Origin of the sequence: Schaalia sp. lx-100 (genome assembly GCF_021083625.1) — a bacterium.
In the GTDB taxonomy this organism is placed as follows: domain Bacteria; phylum Actinomycetota; class Actinomycetes; order Actinomycetales; family Actinomycetaceae; genus Pauljensenia.
On the sequence record NZ_JAJNRP010000010.1, the window covers coordinates 41,217 to 63,079 of the forward strand.

A 21,863-nucleotide genomic window follows, 5' to 3' on the forward strand; every position below is an offset into this window, starting at 1 on the left:
CTTCTGGTAGTGCAACCTACCTATACCAATTGTGAATAACGGAAAGGATACTGCTGCCCGTGAAAATCACTCGGATCATGGCGACAACAGCTACCGCTGCACTCCTCCTGAGTGGCTGCTCAGGAAACGCTGGAAGCTCCGCATCTTCGCAATCACAAAGTGCCGCGGATAGCATGGCTCAAAGCGCAGCACCCACTTCCTTCACCATCGAATCTAACCTTGGAACAGCCACACTCACATTGCCAATTAAACGTGCAGCTTCCCTTGATAATCGCACTTTTGAAGTCTTGGCTGCATGGGGAATTCCACTGGTAGCCGCACCTCAAAATCTCATTCCCTCAACGATTGCCGCCTACTCGGGACCCGATGTAGCAAATGTGGGAACCCATCGTGAACCTAATCTTGAAGCCTTGGTCGCAGCTCAGCCTGATCTGATTATCTCCGGACAACGCTTCAGCCAGCACAATAAAGACATTGCTTCTTTAACTGATGCGCCTGTCATTGACTTTGAACCACGCGAAAATCAGCCACTGGATAAAGAAATAATCCGTCAAGTCGAAAACCTCGGAAAAATCTTTAATAAAGAAGCTGAAGCAAAAGAACTCATTGATAACTTCACTGCCGCAATTGAACGTGCAAAGAAAGCATATGACGGAAAATCCACGGTCATGGCAGTCAATGTTTCTGGCGGTGAAATCGGCTACGTCGCACCTTCAGTTGGTCGCACCTGGGGGCCACTCTTTGACCTACTTGGCCTCAAACCTGCACTTGAAGTTCCTGAAGGAACACACTCACACACAGGCGACGATATTTCAGTGGAAGCCATTGCAGAATCCAATCCTGCATGGATTTTCGTCCTCGACCGTGATGGTGCTATAGCCGCTGACAAAGCTGGATATACACCTGCAGCTGATGTCATTGCACATAATCCAGCACTGTCAGGAATCGACGCGGTTGCTCACAAACGCCTCGTTGTCGCACCTTCTGACACTTACACCAATGAATCAATTATCACCTACACCGAAATCCTCAATAACATAGCTGAGGCATTCGAGGCAGCCCATTCCTAAGGTGCTACTGTGGTGTTGAAAACACACTCTAACGGTATAGGCTCGGAATCGCTAACACAGGGTTCCGAGCCTTGCCCTGCACAATTTTCTGAAGAAACACCTGCCCCTGAAAGAGGTCGCACGCGCAGATTAACAGGGGGACTACTCATAGCAACACTTGCTGTACTTACCCTGCTTTTGATTAGCCTTGCGACAGGTGAATACTCCATACTTACCGGTTCTGAAGGTAGCCGCATGTTCTTTGATGTGCGTATTCCTCGGACAATTGCACTGATTCTTTCCGGTGCAGCCATGTCGATGTCCGGTTTAGTCATGCAACTCATTACACAAAATCGTTTTGCAGAACCGACAACAACAGGGACAACCGAATGGGCAGGCTTAGGTTTGCTGCTTATTATGGCAATCTTTCCGGGAGCTTCCGTTCTTACACGTATGACAGGTGCGGTATGCGCAGCATTTGTGGGAACAATGGTTTTCTTTCTACTTTTGAACCGCGTATCATTACGTTCTTCGCTGCTTGTACCAATCCTTGGCATTATGCTCGGTTCTGTTGTATCAGCAGTATCAACATTCATTGCCCTACAAGCAAATATGCTGCAATCTTTAGGAATCTGGTTTCAAGGTTCTTTTACATCTGTCTACACCGGTCAATATGAAGTCCTCTGGATTGTGGCAGGAGTTGTCGCCATTGTTTTCCTTCTCGCTGATCGTTTAACCGCTGTTGGTTTAGGGGAAGATGTAGCAACTAGCATAGGTGTGAATTACCGACGAATGATTCTTATCGCCACAGGACTTGTTGCTATGGCAACGGGCGTTGTCACAGTTGTTGTTGGTTCTTTACCGTTTTTAGGATTGATTGTTCCCAACATTGTGTCCATGGTGCGAGGCGATGACCTGCGTTCCAACCTGCCGTGGGTTGTTGTGATGGGAATTGGATTGGTGACCGTGTGTGACCTACTAGCGCGAATAATTATTTCTCCCTTTGAAATCCCTGTATCTGTGATTTTAGGGATCCTTGGTGCGAGCGTATTTATCGTACTTGTCATCATGCGCTCACGAAAGAACAGCCTATGAAAACATGTGACGTTAAAAAACATCCAACACATGTGCGCTCACAGTCTTTTCCTACGCGAAAAGCACACAGACGCTGGTGGATTCTTTTTATCGCCATGTGCTTACTCGGATTCATTATGTGCCTAGCTTTGCTGATGTGGGCAAATCCAGTAGAGCCAGGGACACGTGCGTTTTGGCTTATCGTTCAACGACGGAGCAGTGCTGTTATTGCTATGCTCATTGTTGCTGTATCTCAGGCAATGGCCACCATCGCTTTCCAAACAGTTGCAGCCAATCGGATTATCACCCCCTCAATCCTTGGATTTGAGTCCCTATACCGAGCAATCCACACATCCACTATCTTTTTCCTTGGCGTGAGCGGCCTAGTTGCTGCCCGCACACATGAAACATTCGTGGGAACCCTCATACTGATGGTGGCTATGTGTTTGTTGCTCTACTCGTGGTTACTTACCAGCAAATACGCGACCCTACACGCAATGTTGCTGCTTGGGGTTGTCATAGGCGCAGGTCTAGGTTCTATATCAACCCTTATGCAGCGTTTGCTCACCCCAAGTGAATTTGATGTACTGACGGCTCGTCTTTTCGGTTCAGTCAATAATGCAAGCGACGAATACTATCCCATTGCCATTACGCTGGTTTTAATATGCGCTGGGGGCCTTTTCTTGTTGTCACCTCGCCTCAATATCATGGCTTTAGGACGTGAAATGGCAATTACTCTTGGCGTGAATCATCGTAAGACCAGCATCCTTGTGCTTATTCTCGTATCAGTACTAATGGCTACCTCAACTGCGTTAGTTGGCCCCATGACTTTCTTAGGTTTCATGGTGGCAACTTTGACCTACCAGTTTTCTGGAACTTTTGATCACCGACGGCTTTTTGCTATGGCTATTGCTTTAGGTGTTGTTGTCCTGACAAGCGCCTATTTCATTATGAATCACATCTTTAATGCGCAAGGCGTTGTTTCGCTCATTATTGAATTTATTGGTGGCCTCACGTTTATTATTGTGATTCTCAAGAAAGGACGATTGTGATTACCCTTCGTGATGTAGTAAAGAACTACTCCGATACAGTGCGTATTGGTCCTGTCACTCTTGATATTCCACGAGGTGGTATTACTGCTCTCGTTGGTCCAAATGGTGCAGGTAAATCAACGCTACTCACAATGATTGGGCGTCTTTTAGGCGTCGATGAGGGGGTCATTGAAGTTGCTGGTATGGATGTGACAACAACAAAATCAGCGGATCTTGCACGAATACTTTCTATTTTGCGTCAAGAAAATCATTTCGTATCCAGGCTTACTGTGCGTCAGTTGGTTGGTTTTGGGCGTTTTCCGTATTCGCATGGTCGTCTCAGTGAGGCAGATGAAGCGATTATTTCACGCAGCATTGATTTCCTTGGTATGAGCGATCTTGAAGGGCGCTATCTTGATGAATTATCAGGTGGGCAGCGCCAGCGCGCATATGTTGCAATGGTTTTATGTCAAGAAACTGAATATGTGCTCTTAGATGAGCCACTGAATAATCTTGATATCGCTCGTTGTGTGGATATGATGCGTCATCTGACACGAGCCTGTGTTGAATTTGGGAGGACAATTGTGGTTGTCCTTCATGACATTAATTTTGCTGCGAGTTTTGCTGACCAGATTTGCGCAATGAAAAATGGGGAAGTGGCCTATATGGGCACTCCTGCACAGATTATGCGCGACGAAGTTTTGAGCGATATTTTTGAAACACCGATTCGTGTCATTGAGGGGCCGAGCGGTCCGGTTGCGTGTTACTGCTAAATTCTGTTCCTCGGGAAAAGTGCCCCCGACAGGATTCGAACCTGCAACCTCGGGATTAGAAGGCCCTTGCTCTATCCATTGAGCTACGGAGGCGATATCACAGGCACTCTATCAGAATGATGTCCCGACCCCAAAGAAGGATCATTTTCATGATATTTGTGAGTGCTACCTAGGGGTGGGCGATCCTACATTCTGTGTCTTTTATATATGAGCTGCGCGGATGTTGTGTGCTTTTATGTGATTGAAACTCTGTGAAAAGGGTGTGTTATTCCTATAAAAGAAAATATGACCTGCTTGCATATCACATAATTTCAATATGTGGACAGTTTCTGCCTTGAGAGCAGGGCACGTCATACTGGGTACATGACCGCTTTCGAGATGCTGATGATGTGCCGCCCCCAGTGCGGTTCCATGTGCTCTCGAATGTGTATGTGATCGACGCCCCAGTTCCCTTGTCGATCCAGCCGCAGATCAAAGCCTCAAAAATTTCTATCGGAATTAGGCATGCGGCTCCGTAAGAAACGGATACACAAAAATGACTTTGAAATTTTCCCCTGAAACTGTCTCTGCCGCTCCTCAAACTTCCTTTGAAGAATTTTTGCAGGTATTAGATAGCCTTCATTTAAGCCCAGCCCGCGTTGAAATTGATATTGATAACCGCCATGTCATTATTGATGGTATTCACCTGCTTTTATGCCACAAAGAATTTCAATTGTTAGCACACTTAGTTCTCCACAGTGACCGGGCTGTGTCGCGTGAAGAACTTTTTAACACTGTGTGGCAGGGCAGCGACTTGGATGCACAATCGCGCACAGTTGACGCGCATATTCGTCGTTTGCGTGCCAAGTTAAATGTGCCTGACCTCATTTCTACTGTTCGTGGCGAAGGATACCGTTTTAATTCTTCACCGGAAGTACGTGTGCAGATTTCACGCGCTCATGCTTTGGTGGCCTGAGGTTTTATTCGCTTCCTACGTTACTGATTTGTTGTCAAAAGTCGTATAACCCTAAGAAGACCGGTTCCTTATCATCTGATAATTCACTGATGGAAGTGACCTCGTGAAAACGTGCCGCAGACTTTTCCCATAGGTTTAGATCACTAAACGGTAAAAATCAGAATCAGCTTGCAACTCTTCGACATGCAAAGGGGATTCTTCCATACGTGCACGCAAAGCATGAATATCTGATTTATCGGATAAATCAATGCCTACAAGGGCAGGACCAGAATCACGATTATTCTTCTTGGTATATTCGAAATGCACAATATCGTCATGTGGTCCAAGCACACCTTCAAGGAACATGCGGAGCATACCTGGCTGCTGTGGGAATGTCACAAGGAAATAATGACGCAAACCTTCATGCCGCAATGAGCGTTCCATGATCTCCGCATAGCGCGTTAAGTCATTATTACCCCCGGATACGAGGCAGACGATTGCGCCGTCATGACGACCAAGTATCTTTTCACGTGCTTCAGCTGTTTTCAAAGAATGTAAAGTTGCTGTGGAGGTAAGAGCGCCTGCAGGTTCGGCAATCACACCATCAGATTGGTATAGCTCAAGCATTTCAGTACATACAGCACCTTCAGGGACAACAAGTATGTCATCGACTTGTGCCATAACTGTTGTAAAAGGAACTGTTCCTGCACAGCCAACAGCTGTACCATCAACGAAAGGATCAACGTGATCTAAACGTACAGGATGTCCAGCATTTAACGCAGCATACATACTTGCTGCTCCACTTGGTTCCACACCGATAACACGAACATCAGGACGCAAGTCGTGTAACGCGGTCACAATACCAGCAAGCAGTCCGCCTCCCCCAACAGGGACGAGGACAGCAGCAGTATTTTCAGGCATTTGTTCAGCTAATTCAACACCGATTGTTCCTTGTCCTGCAACGGTCAATGGATCATCATACGGGTGAATGTAAGTGCGATCAGATACGCGAGCAGCTTCTTGTGCTAGAGCATTCGCTTTATCAAAAGTGCCATCGACTATTACTTGTTCTACCCACTTGCCTCCAATATCGGCTATGCGACGGCGTTTTTGTGTAGGTGTGTTTGAGGGCAGATAAATGGTGCCACGAACTTTCAGATGGGCACACGCGTAGGCAACTCCTTGAGCATGGTTACCCGCAGAGGCGCAGACGACTCCACGTTCACGTTCTGTAGGAGTAAGAACAGCCATGCGCGCATAGGCTCCTCGTACTTTGAAAGAACGGCATTTTTGGAGGTCTTCACGTTTAAGATAGACATCAGTGCCAAGGGCGGCTGATAAACGTTCAGAACGTTCCACGGGGGTACGGCGCACAATTCCCTGAAGAATATTTGCGGCAGAGTCAATAAGTTCAGGACTCACGGGCAAAGTGTTCTTCGGGGCAGACATGTTTCCTCCTGACAAAATACGTGCTTTGGGATTGTAAACCTCGCAATATGGGCTGTGACGTGATGCCCGCAGCGTGGAAAGAAAAATCTGTTCTGCTGCGCATATGTGAGGCAAAAGAAAGTACTCGTATGAAGATGAAAAAGCGGATGAGTCTTAAAATAGGAGGGTGAATGCGAAACTAAAAGATCCTTTGGTGTGGATTGACTGTGAAATGACAGGGTTAGATGTCGAAAAGGATGCACTGATCGAAGTCGCAGTTGTTATCACGGATTCAGAGCTTAATATCCTTGATCCTGGGATTGATGTTCTTATTGCTCCGCCGTCTGAAGCTTTAGAACATATGAATGATTTTGTGCGTCACATGCACACGTCCTCAGGTTTGTTGAAAGATTTAGAGCGTGGTGTTTCTTTAGAAGAAGCATCTGCTCAAGTGCTTGAGTATGTGAAACGTTTTGTTCCCTTGGCGCGTAAAGCTTTACTTGCAGGTAATTCAGTGGGGACCGATAAGAAATTCCTTGAAGCCTATATGCCTGAACTTGTTGACTACCTGCACTATCGCATTATTGATGTGTCCTCTGTAAAGGAATTAGCGAAACGTTGGGCGCGGGTCGCATTTGATGAAGCGCCAACGAAACATGGAGGCCATCGTGCTCTTGCGGATATTTTAGAATCCATTCAGGAACTGAAATATTATCGTCGAATTTTGTTTCCCTCTCATGGAATATCGCGTGAGGATGCGCGGGAGGCATCTCGTGCAGTCGTTGCGGAAGGAATAGTTAGGTAGCTGGAAATGAACTGAATACGCTTGAACGTATTTACGGATTTTCTTTACTTAAAGACTCATAAGTGTGGGCACTATCAGCGTCTATAGTTCTCTTTATCCACAAGGTGCAGCTTTTTCTTTTCTTTATCCACAGTTTGTATGGAAAAACTAGGCATCAAGAGATTTTTTCGGCACTGTGGATATACCGCTTCATAGGTGAGATTCATAGGAATCAATGAGGCGTGTATGCCACTGAAAGGAGAAAACAATGGCTGAGCACATGATGACATTACGTGGACGTGTGGGGACAGAACTGATATTGCATAAAGGAACACAAGGGCACAGGTTTATACGTTTCCGTTTAGCAGTCCCGCAATGGCGCATGAAAGATTCAGGTGAGTTTCAAGAAATAGGGACACGTTGGTATTCAGTGAAAGCATGGGACCAATTAGGGGACAATGCTTTACTTTCTTTACATAAAGGGCAAAAAATCATTGTTGTTGGTCGTCCTACGGCACAAGCTTGGCAAGATAAAGAGGGGAATATACATTCAGCTTTATCGGTGACAGCAATAACAATTGGGCATGATTTAACTGTAGGGACTAGTCGCTTTACCTCGCTGCATAACAATGAAGTAAAGGAAGTAAACGCTCAGACGAAGGATTCTGCTTCACAGAATATTTCTAGAGAAAACAACACAAAAGAATCAGATATGGCATGTGAGTCGATACTTTCACATATGTGGGTTCCAGGCCCACTTGATTCTGAAAGTTCTATGGATCTGTCCTCACGCAGTAATGAATATCCGCAGCAACACGTGAATGACGATGAATGTTTTGAAGATTCTCAACAAAATATCCTCGTATAAAGGCTCCTAACAGACGCTGAAAGTGATTGATAGAAAGAAATGATGCGGCCTATTCCTTGGAAAATACCTGTGGTTTGTATTTAGGGGGGAAAAGTTTTTATGCGGTGGGATAGGCCACTTGATGAGCTTTGCTTGATCGTTCATTTGTCACCATGCTTTAGCATGGAAGTGTATATATAGACAATCTATTTCAACCCTGGATGGAGCACAGTGGCTGAGTATATCTACCAGATGATTAAGGCACGTAAAGCGCACGGCGATAAGGTCATTCTTGACGACGTGAGTATGTCGTTTTTCCCCGGTGCGAAAATCGGTATGGTCGGACCGAATGGTGCTGGTAAATCATCAATTTTGAAAATTATGGCGGGCCTTGATGAGCCTTCCAACGGTGAAGCACGCCTGACCCCTGGTTATACAGTTGGCATACTCATGCAAGAACCAGAACTCGACGACACCAAAACTGTTGTCGAAAATGTGCGCATGGGAGCTGCGGATACTTTCGCAAAACTTGAGCGTTTTAATGAAATATCCGCAGAAATGGCTAATCCAGATGCGGATTTTGATTCACTCATGGAAGAAATGGGCACGCTGCAAACAGAAATTGATGCCCTTAATGCATGGGATATTGATTCACAGTTGGAACAAGCGATGGACGCGCTCCGTTGCCCACCAGCAGATCAGCCGGTAAATGTTCTGTCAGGTGGTGAGCGACGTCGTGTGGCTTTATGTCGTTTGCTTATTGAGGCTCCGGATCTGCTCCTTCTTGACGAACCAACGAACCACCTAGATGCAGAATCTGTCTTATGGTTAGAAAAACACCTTGCAGATTATCCTGGTGCTGTTATTGCAGTCACTCACGACCGCTATTTCTTAAATCACGTGGCAGGATGGATCGCTGAAGTTGATCGAGGTCACCTGTATCCCTATGAAGGAAACTATTCCACCTATTTGGAGACAAAAGAAAAGCGTCTACAAGTTCAAGGACAAAAAGATGCGAAACTGCAAAAACGTCTGAAAGAAGAACTTGAGTGGGTTCGTTCTAACCCGAAGGGTCGCCAAGCCAAATCGAAAGCACGTTTGGAACGCTATGAAGAAATGGCAGCGGAAGCCGAACGTACTCGTAAACTGGACTTCGAAGAAATCCAGATTCCGCCAGGCCCCCGTTTAGGGAGTGTTGTCATTGAAGCAGAAAACCTGATGAAAGGTTTTGGTGAACGTACCCTCATTGACGGTTTATCTTTCTCTTTGCCACGTAACGGAATCGTTGGGGTGATTGGTCCAAATGGTGTCGGTAAAACCACCCTTTTCAAAACAATCGTTGGCTTAGAACCTTTAGATGGTGGCGACCTCACAGTTGGTGAGACAGTCAAAATCTCCTACGTAGACCAGACTCGTGCAGGTATCGACCCTGAAAAAACCCTGTGGGAAGTTGTATCTGACGGTCTTGACTACATACAGGTTGGCAACGTGGAAATGCCTTCACGCGCATATGTGTCCGCATTTGGTTTCAAAGGTGCCGATCAGCAAAAGCCAGCTGGTGTACTTTCTGGCGGTGAGCGTAACCGTTTGAACCTTGCGCTTACACTCAAACAAGGTGGTAACTTGTTGCTTCTTGACGAACCAACAAACGACCTTGATGTGGAAACTCTTAGCTCCTTGGAAAATGCGCTTCTCCAATTCCCAGGCTGCGCCGTAGTTGTTACCCACGATCGCTGGTTCCTTGATCGCGTAGCGACACATATCCTTGCGTGGGAAGGAACAGAAGAAAATCCAGCTAACTGGTACTGGTTCGAAGGGAACTTTGAAGCATACGAGGCAAATAAAGTGGCGCGTTTAGGTGAAGCTGCCGCTAAACCTCATCGCGTAACACACCGCAAACTCACTCGTGGCTGAAATAAATCAATAGCGGCAGGAAACACAGCCGCACGTGAAACAGAATCCTCCGAGCAGGTAATGTGAATGAGTCATCACAGTTACCCGCTCGGAGGGTTTGTACGTACAAGGGGGTATGTCCTCAATAGTTTTTCTGATAGCTGCATGTACGCACCGTATAGCTCCCATATAATGCGTACACCTAAGCTGATGCGCGTAAATAGTGGCAGTAATGATACGTGCAGGAATAAAAACTTACCGGCAACAAGCGAAAACTCGATGTCAGCTGCCTACACCTAAGCCATACCTACCGAGACCTGACCACGAGAATCCACACCAAAACCCCAACGATCAGATCCTTGATGTTCTTCTGTTGGAATACGCAACATACCTTGCTGCTCGGCCTCAGCGACTAAAATCCCCTCTCGAGTGAAAATACGTGTACGTGTCAAAGTCCGACCACTGTTCACGTTAAAACACGTTCCCTCATATAAAAGCCACTGATTCATATTCACATCACGATGAAACCACATGGAATGGTCAAGCGAAGCCGCAGACATTCCTGGAGTCATCCACGACAAGCCTAAAACACGCATTGCCGGCTCAAACATGACCTGATCGACAACGTAGGCTAAAAGCGCACGGTGAATATGCTGAGACAACGCAGGAGGCATTGAGGCCCGTGGACGCATCCACAAATGCTGAATATGGGCGCGGGCAGGATCCGACCCCGTGTACAGATTATTCTCCACATGGCGAACATCAAAAGAAGCTGTTTTCCCAAGGAAACGTCCGACAGGATGATTCATTGCGCGGAAAATTTCAATCGCAGAACGTAAACCTTCAGGCTCAGGCACCTTCGGGGCAGGTACAACAAACTCAAGACCATTTTCAGGAGGAGCAAAAGAAGCAGACATCGTCAATATTTCCCGCTCATCTTGGAAAGCACGCACAAAACGTGACGTAAAAGAACGCCCTTCACGTATCCGTTGCACCGCTAAAGTAAAAGCATTTTCAGGATTACCACCACGCAAAAAAGACGCATGAAGTGAGTGTGCCACACGTGAAGGATGCTCCAAAGTTGCAGCGGCAGCAAGTAAAGCCTGAGCAACAACTTGCCCACCATAAACTCTGCGAACTTGAGGAAGCGAATATGCGGTAAAAGTATCATTTTCTACTTCACGCAAAGACAAAATCCGAAGAACAGAAGCAACAGGTTCTTCACTTGTCAAAGGCACAGGAATAGGTCGAGTCATACATATATTCTTCATGAGGCATCGTGGTTTTTCCTGAGAGCACGCACCAAATCACAAAGAACAACGCAATGAATATGCAGATCACACACATAAAACAATGTGAACAGGTACACGTTGCTACATCTGAGATAACAGATCAAAGTTTTCGCTCTCACCTGCAAAAAGTCCTAGGATGAAAGCGGAAAATACCGAATACGCAAACTGCTATACAGCAGATAATTCGCTACGCTTTACCATGTAAACGCCCAGTGATAGTGTCTTGATCTGCGCGATGCAATAAACACAAAAAAGGGGAATCAGTGGACGCTCAGACTCCAGCAGCTCACGACATGGATTTACTGCGTCACCTAGCTGACCTCAATGGTATTGCAACACATTTTTGGGACTGGTACGGACAACGCAAAGACGTATCTGCAGATTCTCTGTTACGTGTCCTTCAATCTTTAGATTTACCTGTCACACCACAAGCCACCCGTGCTGATATCCACAATGCCCTCAAAGAAACAGAGGACCGTCACTGGCGTCGCTTGCTCCCAACAACTGTTGTCGCCCGTCAAGGTGAAAGCCGTGAATTCAATGTTCATGTTCCTGATGGGCACTGGGTATATGTGGAATGGGTGAGCGAAGAAGGTGCTCGCGGCCACTGTCAGCAGCAAGACCGTTGGGTTCCTCCCCGTAAAGTAGACGGACAAGTGATAGGTCGAGCCACTTTTACTGTGCCCTCAGATATGCCGTTAGGGTGGCATCGCTTGGTCGCAACTGCTCAAGATAATCAGACCTGTGAAGCTACACTGATTGTGGTTCCTCAACGTCTGAATGTTCCTTTAACTGATGAGCCACGTCGCTGGGGGGTAGCAGCTCAGTTGTATTCGATCCGTTCCCGTACCTCATGGGGGATGGGCGATACGGCAGATTTGGCTGATATTTTAGCTTTGTGCGGACAGCAGGGTGCAGATTTTTTGCTCATGAACCCTGTCCATGCGTGTGCGCCTATTACACCGATTGAGAATTCCCCCTACTTACCGGTGAGCCGCCGCTGGGTGAATCCTTTATATATTCATCCAGAATCTATTGAAGAATACGCGTTCCTTTCTGAATCGGACCGCGAGTATGTGCAGCAACTGCATGAGGAAACGAATAAGGCAACAGGAACGGCAGCCTATATTGATCGTGATGTAAGTTGGACAGGTAAATGCAAGGCGTTGGAGCGTATTTTTTATCAGCCACGCAGCATACATCGTGAGATTCAATTCCGTACTTTCGTTGAAAAATGCGGTGTAGATTTAGAAAACTTTGCACTGTGGTGCGCTCTGGTTGAAGACAAAGGCAGCCTAGAACTACCAGAAAATATGAGCAACGTTCATGCTCCTGCTGTAAAGGAAGCACGTCATTACTTCGCTGAGCGCGTCTTATTTTGGCAATGGTGTCAGTGGGTAGCTTCTGAGCAATTGTCCCATGCTCAGGCTCTGGCTCGTTCGCTAGGAATGAATGTGGGAGTCATGGCTGATTTAGCTGTGGGTGTACATCCGACAGGTTCAGATGTGTGGTCAATGCCGACGGTATTTGCACGTGGAATGAGTGTGGGTGCTCCGCCGGATATGTATTCTCAGCAAGGTCAAAATTGGTCGCAGCCACCGTGGTCTCCGCGTGGTTTAGCTGAGGCTGGTTATGCGCCGCTACGTGACATGTTACGTGCGGTTTTGGCACATGCTGGCGCGGTTCGTATTGATCATATTTTAGGTATGTTCCGTTTATGGTGGATTCCTGCTGGCCAAGAAGCAAGTGCCGGAACGTATGTTTATTACGATCATGAGGCCATGGTGGGTGTGCTTTTATTGGAAGCTCAGCGTGCAGGGGCACAGATAATCGGTGAAGATTTAGGCACGGTAGAGCCATGGGTGCGTGATTATCTACGTGAGCGTGGTGTGCAGGGAACTTCCGTATTATGGTTTGAAAAAGACCAATCGGGAGATCCTTTACATGCGCAGGAATATCGTACGGAATGTCTTGCTGCTGTAACCACTCATGATTTACCGCCCACTGCTGGTTATATTAATGGAATTCAAACGAGCTTACGTCATGAGCTTGGCTTGCTGGTTGATGATATTCAGACAGTGCGTCAAGCTGATAGGGACGAACAAGAACGTATGCGCCTACGCCTATATGAGTATGGCCTTTTAGATTCTGATTCAGCCCCAACTAACAATCACACGGATACCTGTGAGGTGGATACGCAGACTTTCGTTGAAGCTTTACACCGTTATGCGGCGCGTACTCCTGCACGTTTAGTGGTGGCTTCTTTAGTGGATGCGGTAGGGGATGTGCGCCCACAGAATTTACCAGGAACATATCGGGAATATCCGAACTGGTGTGTCCCATTGTGTAACGAACAAGGTGAAGAAATAACAGTTGAATTGTTAGCACATAATGATCGTTTTCATTCGCTGTCTCGCGTGATGCGTCATGAACTCAATGATTGTCCTTGTGAGGCATCATCTGTGGGATGAGTTTTCCCTCTGAGGAAATACTCGTTTTCCTACTCGGTGATCCTCCAACAAAATATGCCCTGTAGCTTGTACAGGGCATAAATTTTAGTGCGCAGCGTATTTACTCTGGCACGGTAAAAAGCGGTGCACCAACCTCTATATTTGAATGAAAATTCTGTGCGGGCACAATATGAGGTGGCCCATGCAAAATGATAACGGGAACAGAAAGATCAAAACCCGCCTCATGGGCAACAGAAGTATCCCAGCGAATAAGTGGTTCACCTGCGGCTACACTATCTTTTTCTTCACGTAATGTCGTAAAGCCGTGGCCGTGGAGTTTGATCGTATCAATTCCTAAGTGAATGAGGATATCGGTTCCCTTCAGTGTTCTAAGAACAAAGGCATGTGGGAACACTTTGATAAGTGTGCCACTTGCTGGCGCGCACAATTCATGTATGTGACCTACACTTGGGCGGATAGCAACACCGGGACCAATGATTTCTCGCGCAAATACAGGATCAGGAACTTCCGATAAGGGCACAAGAATACCTGCGATAGGTGAATGCAAGCTAATGGTCACCTGAGTGCCTCAATTTCTGCTGTGATTTCTTCAGCTTCAGGGCCCATGACTACTTGAAGTGATTGACCAAGGCCAACGACACCGAAGGCTCCAGCTTTTTCGAGGGCGGATTCGTCCACACAATCGGTGTCTTTCACATCAACGCGGATACGCGTAATACATGCTTCAATGGTAGTGATGTTGTCCCATCCTCCAAGTGCTGAGAGGATTGATTCTGCCTGCGTCATAGGTGCCTCCTCGTCGTAGCGTGCTGATATTTCGCGCAACTTATGTGTTAACGATAGTCCTTTGAAGTATTCTATGTGTGGCTTTGGGCCTGTGAATATGCGGTTTTTGTTACCGGTGACTATTCGGCAAGTCCAAGTAGAGTTAATGCTTGTGCCAAACCATCCTCAGTGACCGGTGCGGTGACGTAATCAGCAGCTTCACGAACCTGCGTGGGAGCTTGACCCATTGCAACGCCGCAGCCTGCGACCTGCAAAGCCTCAATGTCATTATGCGAATCACCAATAGCCACACTGTGCTGGCGAGCAATACCTAAGTAATCGCAGACCAGTCCCATTGATGCGCCTTTAGAAATATGAGAAGGCATAAATTCGGCAACTGTTGTATTACCTGCAGCTATCGACCCTGGGATATAACGGATTCCGTCAGGTAAATGATGAGTCAAAATATCCAGCAGGTTATCGCACGCTGGAATATAAGCGGTGCATTTCGTTATGGTATCGGGTGTGCCTTGGCGAATAAAAGGTGTAATCACCTCATTGTATTCGCGCCATCCGGCGGCTTCAGGTTTATCCATTGCATGTGTGAAAAAGTCGATGAAACCAGGGCTGGGATGCATAGCGTCAACACCTTGCCATAAGTACACGGCATTCAAGTTACTCAAAAGAGAATCAAGAGCTGTGATTTGTTGTGAGCTGAGGCGTTCATCTTGTAGGACTTGATCTGCGACACGCACATATGCGCCGCCTCCACCGATGAATCCTGAAAAACCTAAATCCCATAGACGAGGGTAAATTTCAGGCAGGGAACGCCCAGAGGACAAAAACAGATGGTGCCCTTTTTCTTGAGCTGAACGACAAGCATGAAGCGCTGAGGTAGGAATGCGCTGCTCATGCGTGATAAGTGTGCCATCAATGTCAATGAAAAGTGCAACGGGCCCTTCGGAAAGAAAAGAACGAAATGAGTGCAGAGCTGAGTTCATAACTTTTATCCTGCCATAGCTTACGGGGGACGTGTACCTATTTTTGAAGTAAGTGAAAGGAAAAGGCGCAGCATGTTGTAGAGGGCATAGATAAGCAGTGGAAGCAAAATAGGCTTTGATAACGAAGTGGTTACAGCGTGACAGATTGTGTGCGGCCTTTGACAGATCATGCATAACGAAAGGCGCTCTTTACCTGCCTGTCAATACCATCGTAGGTGGACATCACATGTGGGGGACAGCCCCCGACGGCAATGGAGCCACAACCTATTGGGTGGGTAAGGCTCTGGAGCTTCGGTGTATGCCCAGGCAACACATGACAGCCCGAAAACGGGATACAGTTTGAGGAGACTCACGAATGCGGAAAGTACGAGGCACAGGCGCAGTCGCTGCAGTCGGCGCAGTAGCTTTCGTTTTAGCAGGATGCTCATCTGCTAATAACACGCAGGCTTCCGGTGAGAGTAATGCCGCTAAGACATTTACAACACAGGAACTAACTGACGGAAAAACAGAATTCACTCGCGTAGTGAACCCTAACGGTGGTGCAACTTTAAGTTTCGCAACCGGTGGAAGCATGAAAGTGATTGAAGTTGTTGATGGCGACTACACTTACGCTTTCAAAGATATGAATGCAAATGGCACATTGGACCCCTTTGAGGACTGGCGCCTAGATGACAGCGCGCGCGCAGCTGATTTGGCTCCACAGTTGTCAAAAGAACAGCAAGCTGGTTTGATGCTGTTCTCATCTCATGAACGTGCTCCGGGCGATGGCCTGACCGATAAGCAGAAAGAATACTTATCAGGTTCGCATTTGCGTGCAGTTTTGAATGCAGGCACTTCTGATGCGAAGCAGAATGTTCAGTGGGTCAATGAAATGCAAGCTTATGTGGAAACACTGGCCAGCGCACAAACCCCGTATGTTCCTGTGAACTACTCATCCGATCCTCGTTCTGATGCTTCCAAAGACAAGTCTTTCAGTGAGGTTGGTGAAATCTCGAAGTGGCCTTCCTCATTAGGTTTAGCGGCGACATTCTCACCTTCCACTGTGCTGGAATTCGCTAAGGCTGCCTCCGCTGAATACAAAGCATTAGGTATCGGCACTGCGCTTTCGCCTCAGATTGACTTGGCAACGGAACCTCGTTGGCTTCGTGTCTCTGGCACTTTCGGTGAAGACTCAACAATGGCTGGCGACATGGCTAAAGCATATGTTGAAGGCTTCCAGGGCACATTTGGTGCCGATGGTGCCAACCAAGGGTGGGGTAGTGAATCAGTCAATGCCATGATTAAGCACTGGCCAGGTGATGGTGTTGGTGAAAGCGGTCGTGAATCGCATACCAATGCTGGTAAATATGCTGTTTATCCAGGTGATAACGCACAAGAGCACCTCTCTGTCTTTAAGAAGGCTCTGGAATCTGCTGCGGTCATGACTTCCTACTCTGCTGCTGTGGCAGCTGATGGCAGCCCTGAATTTGCTGAGCTGAAAGGGACATCCTATGACTCAGGAAAACTCGATGCTCTCCGTAAAGATGCGAACTACCAAGGTGTTGTTGTCACCGACTGGGGTGTAACTAAGGCTTCCACGGATGCTGACCAGCCGCGTATCGCTACCGGTTGGGGCGTTGCAGATATGACTGTTGACGAACGCCACTTTGAAATCATTAAGAATGGCACCGACATGTTTGGTGGCAATAATGATGTGGCTCCGGTTCTTGCCGCTTACGACATGTGGCAGGAAAAGTTCGAGAAGGGCGAACTTGAAGTTGATGCAGCTACCCGTTGGGCACAGTCTGCGCAGCGCATTTTGACCATGGGATTTGCAAATGACGGATTCGACAATCCTTTCCTTGTCCTTGAGGATTCACAAGCCGTTGTTGGCTCACAGGATAAAGTCGAGGCCGGTCGTGAGGCACAGCTTAACTCCATCGTTATGCTGAAGAATGCTGATAACACCGTGAAATTTGATGCCCAGGCGGATTATTCCGATAAGGTCGTTTACATTCCTCAAACCGCTGACCTTGGCAGCCCAAGCCTCTTTGGTGAAGCTGAATACACCTACGGTCCTAGCGTTGATGTTGATGTGGCAAAGAAGTTCTTCAAAGATGTTGTCACTGATGAGGTGGCCTTGGACGCTGATGGCAAGATCAGTGAATACAAGGTTCCGGACCTGTCCAATGTAGATATGGTTCTGGTCGGTATGCACTCTCCAACTTCAGGGAATAACTTCAGCAAGGCTGGCTGGGATCAAGAAAACAACACATGGTACCCATTGTCCTTGCAATACCGTCCCTACACCGCTGATGGGGAGCATGTTCGTACCCAGTCAATTTCTGGCGACACACTTGCTGACGGCTCAAAGGAAAACCGTTCCTACTTTGGTCACACTTCTCGTATTACTAATGCCGCTGATCTGGATGCGCTACTGCGTGCGCGTGAAGCCATCACAGCTTCAGGTAAGAACATTCCTCTGATTGCCGTTATCAAAGCAAATAATCCTGTGATCCCCGCAGAATTTGAAGAACAATCTGATGCGATCTTCGTAGGATTTGGTACTGCTGATGAAGCACTCTTACGCGTCGCTCTTGGCTTGCACAAGCCTGCTGGCCGTCTGCCTATCCAGTTCCCCAAGGACATGGATACAGTAGAGGCAAATAAGGAAGACGTTCCTAAAGACGTGACTCCTTACACTGACTCTCAGGGCAACACATATGATTACGGTTTCGGTTTAGGCGCTGACAATAAGCCACTGAAGTAAAACCATCACACTGGGTAGGTGGCTGTATGAGTCACCTACCCAGGTTCCCACACAGGAACCCGGAAGGAAAAACATGAAAAACTCACTTCTTCGTATCACGCTGGCAGCCTCACTTGTTGTCACCATGGGCATTGGTCTTGCTGCATGTTCTAGCAGCTCCTCCACACAGTCAGGCGCCTCTGCATCAGCTGCAACCGGTGAAGACTCAGCAACGAAAGCTGACCTGGAAAAGGCACTGCAGACTGTGAAAGATACCTTGGCTTCTAAGCCTGAACTCACACAGATTTACTTGGCGAATGACGTGGATAAGCCCACCGAAAAATACGGAATGCTTGTTGTTCCTTACGCCTACTCAGATGCCACAGAAAAACTCACAACCTCTATTGTGGAAATTAATGGTGGCAAGTATGTGATTGGCGCAGTTGCTAAAGAATCACAAAAGACTTGGCAGATTGACCAAGATGGCAAAATCTCGGAGAAAACCAAGTAATAATCACAAAGACGTCTGCTCCTATCCGGGGGCAGATCTGTGGGGGACAGCTCAGAGCCACCGATCGGTGGCTCTGAGCCACTACCATATTTTAACTTATACGAATTTTTAATCGAGGAGTTGGGCCGGTGGGCGCAGCAAGGATAAAAAAGCCGATGACAAATAAAAAGTTCTTGGCAATCTGGGTGCCGATTCTCGCAGTCTTTACTGTCTTTGTCATCATTGCCAATATAGCTATTGGTATTTTTGATAAGTGGATTGAAGGTGTCCTTGGTGCAGGAACCTATACAGTGAACAATAGTGAGCAAGGGAAAACATGGGATACTTCCTACTACACTGCTGACTATGCGAGCACTGAAGAACACGAAAAAGCTGCCGCTCAACTCATCGAAGATATAGCAGGTGAGGGTATTGTCCTGGCGAAGAACGTATCTTCAGCGTTACCGTTAAAAGCTGGAGCGCACGTAACCATGCTGGGTCGTGCAGCAGCAGACCCCATCTATGGCGGCTCCGGTTCTGGATCAGTGGACACAACCTCAGCCGTTAATGCGCGAGCAGGGCTCGAAAACTCTGGTTTCAGCGTGAATGAAGTGGCTTACCAAACCATTGCCGAATATGCGAAAGCCAACCGTCGCGCGGTAATCGAAATGGATAAACCAGAAATCTCATCCTACAACATTGGGGAGCTTCCTGTTACGCAATATGAAGCCATTCAATCCACTTTTGCTGATTATAAAGATGCGGCACTGGTGTACATCGGTCGTGGCGGTGGTGAAGGTGGTGACCTCACACGCGACATGAATGGCTGGGATGACAACTACACTCCAGGTCAGCACCAACTTGAGCTGAATAAAGACGAACTGGACCTACTTAACCTGGCAAAAGAACACTTTGAAACGGTTGTTGTTGTCGTGAATGCTTCAACACCTATTGAAATGGCTCCTATACAAAATGACTCTGCAATTGACGCAGTTTTACTGATCGGTTCACCTGGCCTGTCAGGTTTTAACGCAGTGGGCAAAGTTTTGAGTGGTGAAATTAACCCATCTGGTCGTACAACTGATATCTGGGCAGCAGATTTTACGCAAGATCCAACATACGTGAACTTCGGTCACTTTGCTTATGATGACCTGAAAGTTTCCTATCCGTCCAATGTGCTGAGCTCTGTGGCTTCAAATGCGAAAGTATCTGATATTGCGCCTTTCGTGAATTATCAAGAAGGTATTTATGTTGGCTACCGTTACTGGGAAACTGCTGCCGCGGAACAATTCATCAACTACGATCAAGCGGTTGTTTACCCATTTGGTTACGGTCTGAGCTACACCAACTTTGAGTGGAAAATTGTTGGCACTCACACAGAAAATACCGATGGCACTCTTTCAGTTGATGTGGAAGTAACGAATACAGGAAATATTCCTGGTAAAGAGGTTGTCGAGCTGTACTACACCGCCCCATACACTCGTGGCGGAATTGAAAAACCTGAGGTCGTTCTTGGTGCTTTCGCTAAAACAGATCTGATCGCTGCCGGTTCCTCACAAACCGTTACACTGACTATGCGTGTAGAGGACATGGCTTCCTATGACTACAAGAACGCTCACGCATATGTTCTTGAAGCAGGAGAGTACACCCTGAGTGTACGCACCAATTCACATACTGTTGCTCCCGGTACTGAACCTGTGACCTACACGGTCAAGGACACTATCATTTACGACGACAAGAACCCTCGTTCACATGATAAAACTGCTGCAACAAATCGTTTTGATGATGTTTCTTCACAATTTACTGATGAGGCTTCACACAGCGGAAAGATCGTGAATATGTCACGTGCTGATTTCGCTGGCACTTTCCCTCAAGTACCTGAAGGCGACCTCCTGCACGCAAGCGAAGCTGCACGTCAAGGTTTTGCCGTGTGGGACCACAAAGCTGTTGCTGATTCCTCCAAAGCATCTATGCCGAAAACTGGAGCAAAAACCGATTTGACGTTAGTGGATTTGCGCGGTTTGTCCTATGAGGACCCAAAGTGGGATGAACTCCTTGATTCACTGCACGTGTCAGATATGACAAGTATGTTGCTTAATGGTGCCTATACTTCAGCGGCTTTACCTTCGATTGCAAAACCAAAGGCGGTGGATCTTGACGGGCCAGCAGGCTTCTCGTCATTCATTAATTCCTCTGTTAATGGCCCTGCATACCCTTCAGAATTCACGATTGCACAAACATGGAATGTGAAACTTGCACAGGATATGGGTGTGATGATGGGAAATGAATCCTTGTTGAAGAAGGTGTCCGGGTGGTATGCGCCTGCTATGAACCTGCACCGCAGTCCTTTTGCCGGCCGTAACTTTGAGTATTACTCAGAAGACCCATACTTGTCGGGTGCGATGGCTGCTGCAACCTCACAAGGCGCAGCAACGAAAGGTCTGTACACAACACTCAAACACTTTGCGTTAAATGACCAGGAAACTAACCGCAGTAATAACGGTGTCGCAGTTTGGGCGAATGAGCAAGCGATCCGTGAGCTCTACCTCAAACCATTTGAAATGGCTATTAAAGAAGTCAAAATGCCCGTCACATACATTTCTGATAAGCAAGGGACACGCTCAGAAATGACCGTCGGTGCTACTGCTGTTATGAGCTCATATAACCGTATTGGTGCGACGTGGGCAGGCGGTAATAAGGCTTTAATGACTGATGTTTTGCGTGGAGAATGGGGTTTTGAAGGCTTTGCGATCTCGGACTTTAACTTAAATAGCTATATGAGTCCGGACCAAAGTATTGAAGCTGGTACAGATTTGACTCTGGCTTTTGCTCCCTCCAAGAGTTTTGCAGATACTACCTCAGCTCATGCTGTCTCGAATATCCGTCACGCAACAAAGAACATCCTCTTTGCTGTAGTAAATTCAAATGCTATGGACGGACAAGCGCCGGGAGCAACCGTGTCATACACGCCCCCAACGTGGAAGTACATTCAGTGGGGTGTAACAGGTGTATGCGCAGTCATTATTGTGCTGGGTGCCTATGGCCTGTTGCGTCGCTGTCGTAAGCACAGTGCGGCGACAGTGAGCGTGGAAACAGCAGTACAGAACTAGTCTGACTGGCGCTCGGCATATCGCAGTGTGAGGGTGAGGATCTATTAGGTCCTTGCCCTCACAGTTTTTGTTGGATGCACAAGAGGATCTCTGTGCATATACCTCGCATATATACCTTTGTGCCGTGCATATACACGTGATTACATCCGTAACGATGTAAAACATGGATGAAAAGTGACAAATTATGTCGTTG

Annotated in this window: 17 protein-coding genes and 1 tRNA gene; 12 read left to right on the forward strand and 6 right to left on the reverse strand. The window is 47.2% G+C overall.

Annotation, left to right across the window (positions count from 1 at the left end):
• Positions 1 to 59: 59 nt before the first annotated feature.
• The 4 genes from LRP54_RS08045 (at position 60) to LRP54_RS08060 (ending at position 3,927) form a co-directional block, all read left to right on the forward strand.
• Positions 60 to 1,070, forward strand: a complete 1,011-nt coding sequence (locus LRP54_RS08045; protein WP_231235693.1) for a siderophore ABC transporter substrate-binding protein — start codon at positions 60 to 62, stop codon at positions 1,068 to 1,070.
• Between the two features lie 147 nt (positions 1,071 to 1,217).
• Positions 1,218 to 2,144 carry an ABC transporter permease gene (locus LRP54_RS08050; RefSeq protein WP_442984676.1) on the forward strand — a complete coding sequence of 309 codons (927 nt, stop codon included), beginning with the start codon at positions 1,218 to 1,220 and terminating at the stop codon, positions 2,142 to 2,144.
• Positions 2,141 to 3,175, forward strand: coding sequence for an iron chelate uptake ABC transporter family permease subunit (locus LRP54_RS08055; protein ID WP_231235697.1), 1,035 nt, complete (start codon positions 2,141 to 2,143; stop codon positions 3,173 to 3,175). The genes LRP54_RS08050 and LRP54_RS08055 overlap by 4 nt, the downstream gene beginning before the upstream one ends.
• Positions 3,172 to 3,927, forward strand: a complete 756-nt coding sequence (locus LRP54_RS08060) for an iron ABC transporter ATP-binding protein (protein WP_231235698.1) — start codon at positions 3,172 to 3,174, stop codon at positions 3,925 to 3,927. Before LRP54_RS08055 ends, LRP54_RS08060 begins: the two co-directional genes overlap by 4 nt.
• A 20-nt stretch (positions 3,928 to 3,947) precedes the next feature.
• On the opposite strand, the gene LRP54_RS08065 is transcribed toward LRP54_RS08060, so the two are convergent.
• Positions 3,948 to 4,020 (reverse strand) — tRNA-Arg (locus tag LRP54_RS08065).
• A 442-nt stretch (positions 4,021 to 4,462) separates the two neighbouring features.
• On the opposite strand from LRP54_RS08065, the gene LRP54_RS08070 reads away from it, so the two are divergent.
• Positions 4,463 to 4,882: a winged helix-turn-helix domain-containing protein gene (locus LRP54_RS08070; RefSeq protein WP_231235699.1), complete on the forward strand. Its 420-nt coding sequence runs from the start codon at positions 4,463 to 4,465 to the stop codon at positions 4,880 to 4,882.
• Between the two features lie 135 nt (positions 4,883 to 5,017).
• Here the strand turns inward: LRP54_RS08070 and ilvA are convergent, their stop codons facing one another.
• Positions 5,018 to 6,310 carry a threonine ammonia-lyase IlvA gene (gene ilvA, locus LRP54_RS08075; RefSeq protein ID WP_231205182.1) on the reverse strand — a complete coding sequence of 431 codons (1,293 nt, stop codon included), beginning with the start codon at positions 6,308 to 6,310 and terminating at the stop codon, positions 5,018 to 5,020.
• A 166-nt stretch (positions 6,311 to 6,476) separates the two neighbouring features.
• Between ilvA and orn the strand changes: the two genes are divergently transcribed.
• From orn to ettA, 3 genes are all read left to right on the forward strand, one after another.
• On the forward strand, positions 6,477 to 7,094 hold the full coding sequence (gene orn, locus LRP54_RS08080; protein ID WP_442984675.1) for an oligoribonuclease: 618 nt from the start codon (positions 6,477 to 6,479) through the stop codon (positions 7,092 to 7,094).
• Positions 7,095 to 7,341: 247 nt separating this feature from the next.
• Positions 7,342 to 7,941, forward strand: a complete 600-nt coding sequence (locus LRP54_RS08085; protein WP_231235700.1) for a single-stranded DNA-binding protein — start codon at positions 7,342 to 7,344, stop codon at positions 7,939 to 7,941.
• A gap of 210 nt (positions 7,942 to 8,151) precedes the next feature.
• A complete protein-coding gene (gene ettA / locus LRP54_RS08090) occupies positions 8,152 to 9,834 on the forward strand; it encodes an energy-dependent translational throttle protein EttA (RefSeq protein WP_231235701.1) in 1,683 nt (560 codons plus the stop codon).
• Positions 9,835 to 10,109: 275 nt separating this feature from the next.
• Here ettA and LRP54_RS08095 read toward each other — a convergent pair whose 3' ends face one another.
• Entirely contained in the window at positions 10,110 to 11,069 is a 960-nt protein-coding gene (locus LRP54_RS08095) for an acyl-CoA thioesterase (RefSeq protein WP_231235702.1), read from the reverse strand.
• Between the two features lie 299 nt (positions 11,070 to 11,368).
• On the opposite strand from LRP54_RS08095, the gene malQ reads away from it, so the two are divergent.
• Positions 11,369 to 13,576 (forward strand): 4-alpha-glucanotransferase, encoded by a 2,208-nt coding sequence (gene malQ, locus LRP54_RS08100; protein ID WP_231235703.1) that lies wholly within the window; start codon positions 11,369 to 11,371, stop codon positions 13,574 to 13,576.
• 100 nt (positions 13,577 to 13,676) lie between these two features.
• Here malQ and LRP54_RS08105 read toward each other — a convergent pair whose 3' ends face one another.
• The 3 genes from LRP54_RS08105 to LRP54_RS08115 form a co-directional block, all read right to left on the reverse strand.
• Positions 13,677 to 14,135, reverse strand: a complete 459-nt coding sequence (locus tag LRP54_RS08105) for a PTS sugar transporter subunit IIA (RefSeq protein WP_231235704.1) — start codon at positions 14,133 to 14,135, stop codon at positions 13,677 to 13,679.
• Positions 14,132 to 14,362: a glucose PTS transporter subunit EIIB gene (locus LRP54_RS08110; protein WP_231205176.1), complete on the reverse strand. Its 231-nt coding sequence runs from the start codon at positions 14,360 to 14,362 to the stop codon at positions 14,132 to 14,134. Before LRP54_RS08110 ends, LRP54_RS08105 begins: the two co-directional genes overlap by 4 nt.
• A 119-nt stretch (positions 14,363 to 14,481) precedes the next feature.
• Entirely contained in the window at positions 14,482 to 15,342 is an 861-nt protein-coding gene (locus LRP54_RS08115) for an HAD family hydrolase (protein ID WP_231235705.1), read from the reverse strand.
• Between the two features lie 355 nt (positions 15,343 to 15,697).
• Between LRP54_RS08115 and LRP54_RS08120 the strand changes: the two genes are divergently transcribed.
• The 3 genes from LRP54_RS08120 (at position 15,698) to LRP54_RS08130 (ending at position 21,670) form a co-directional block, all read left to right on the forward strand.
• Positions 15,698 to 18,091 carry a glycoside hydrolase family 3 N-terminal domain-containing protein gene (locus tag LRP54_RS08120; protein ID WP_231235706.1) on the forward strand — a complete coding sequence of 798 codons (2,394 nt, stop codon included), beginning with the start codon at positions 15,698 to 15,700 and terminating at the stop codon, positions 18,089 to 18,091.
• A 73-nt stretch (positions 18,092 to 18,164) separates the two neighbouring features.
• A complete protein-coding gene (locus LRP54_RS08125) occupies positions 18,165 to 18,581 on the forward strand; it encodes a hypothetical protein (RefSeq protein ID WP_231235707.1) in 417 nt (138 codons plus the stop codon).
• Between the two features lie 155 nt (positions 18,582 to 18,736).
• The gene (locus LRP54_RS08130) at positions 18,737 to 21,670 is read left to right on the forward strand and encodes a glycoside hydrolase family 3 N-terminal domain-containing protein (RefSeq protein ID WP_231235708.1); all 2,934 of its coding nucleotides are present in this window, start codon (positions 18,737 to 18,739) and stop codon (positions 21,668 to 21,670) included.
• Positions 21,671 to 21,863: the final 193 nt, after the last annotated feature.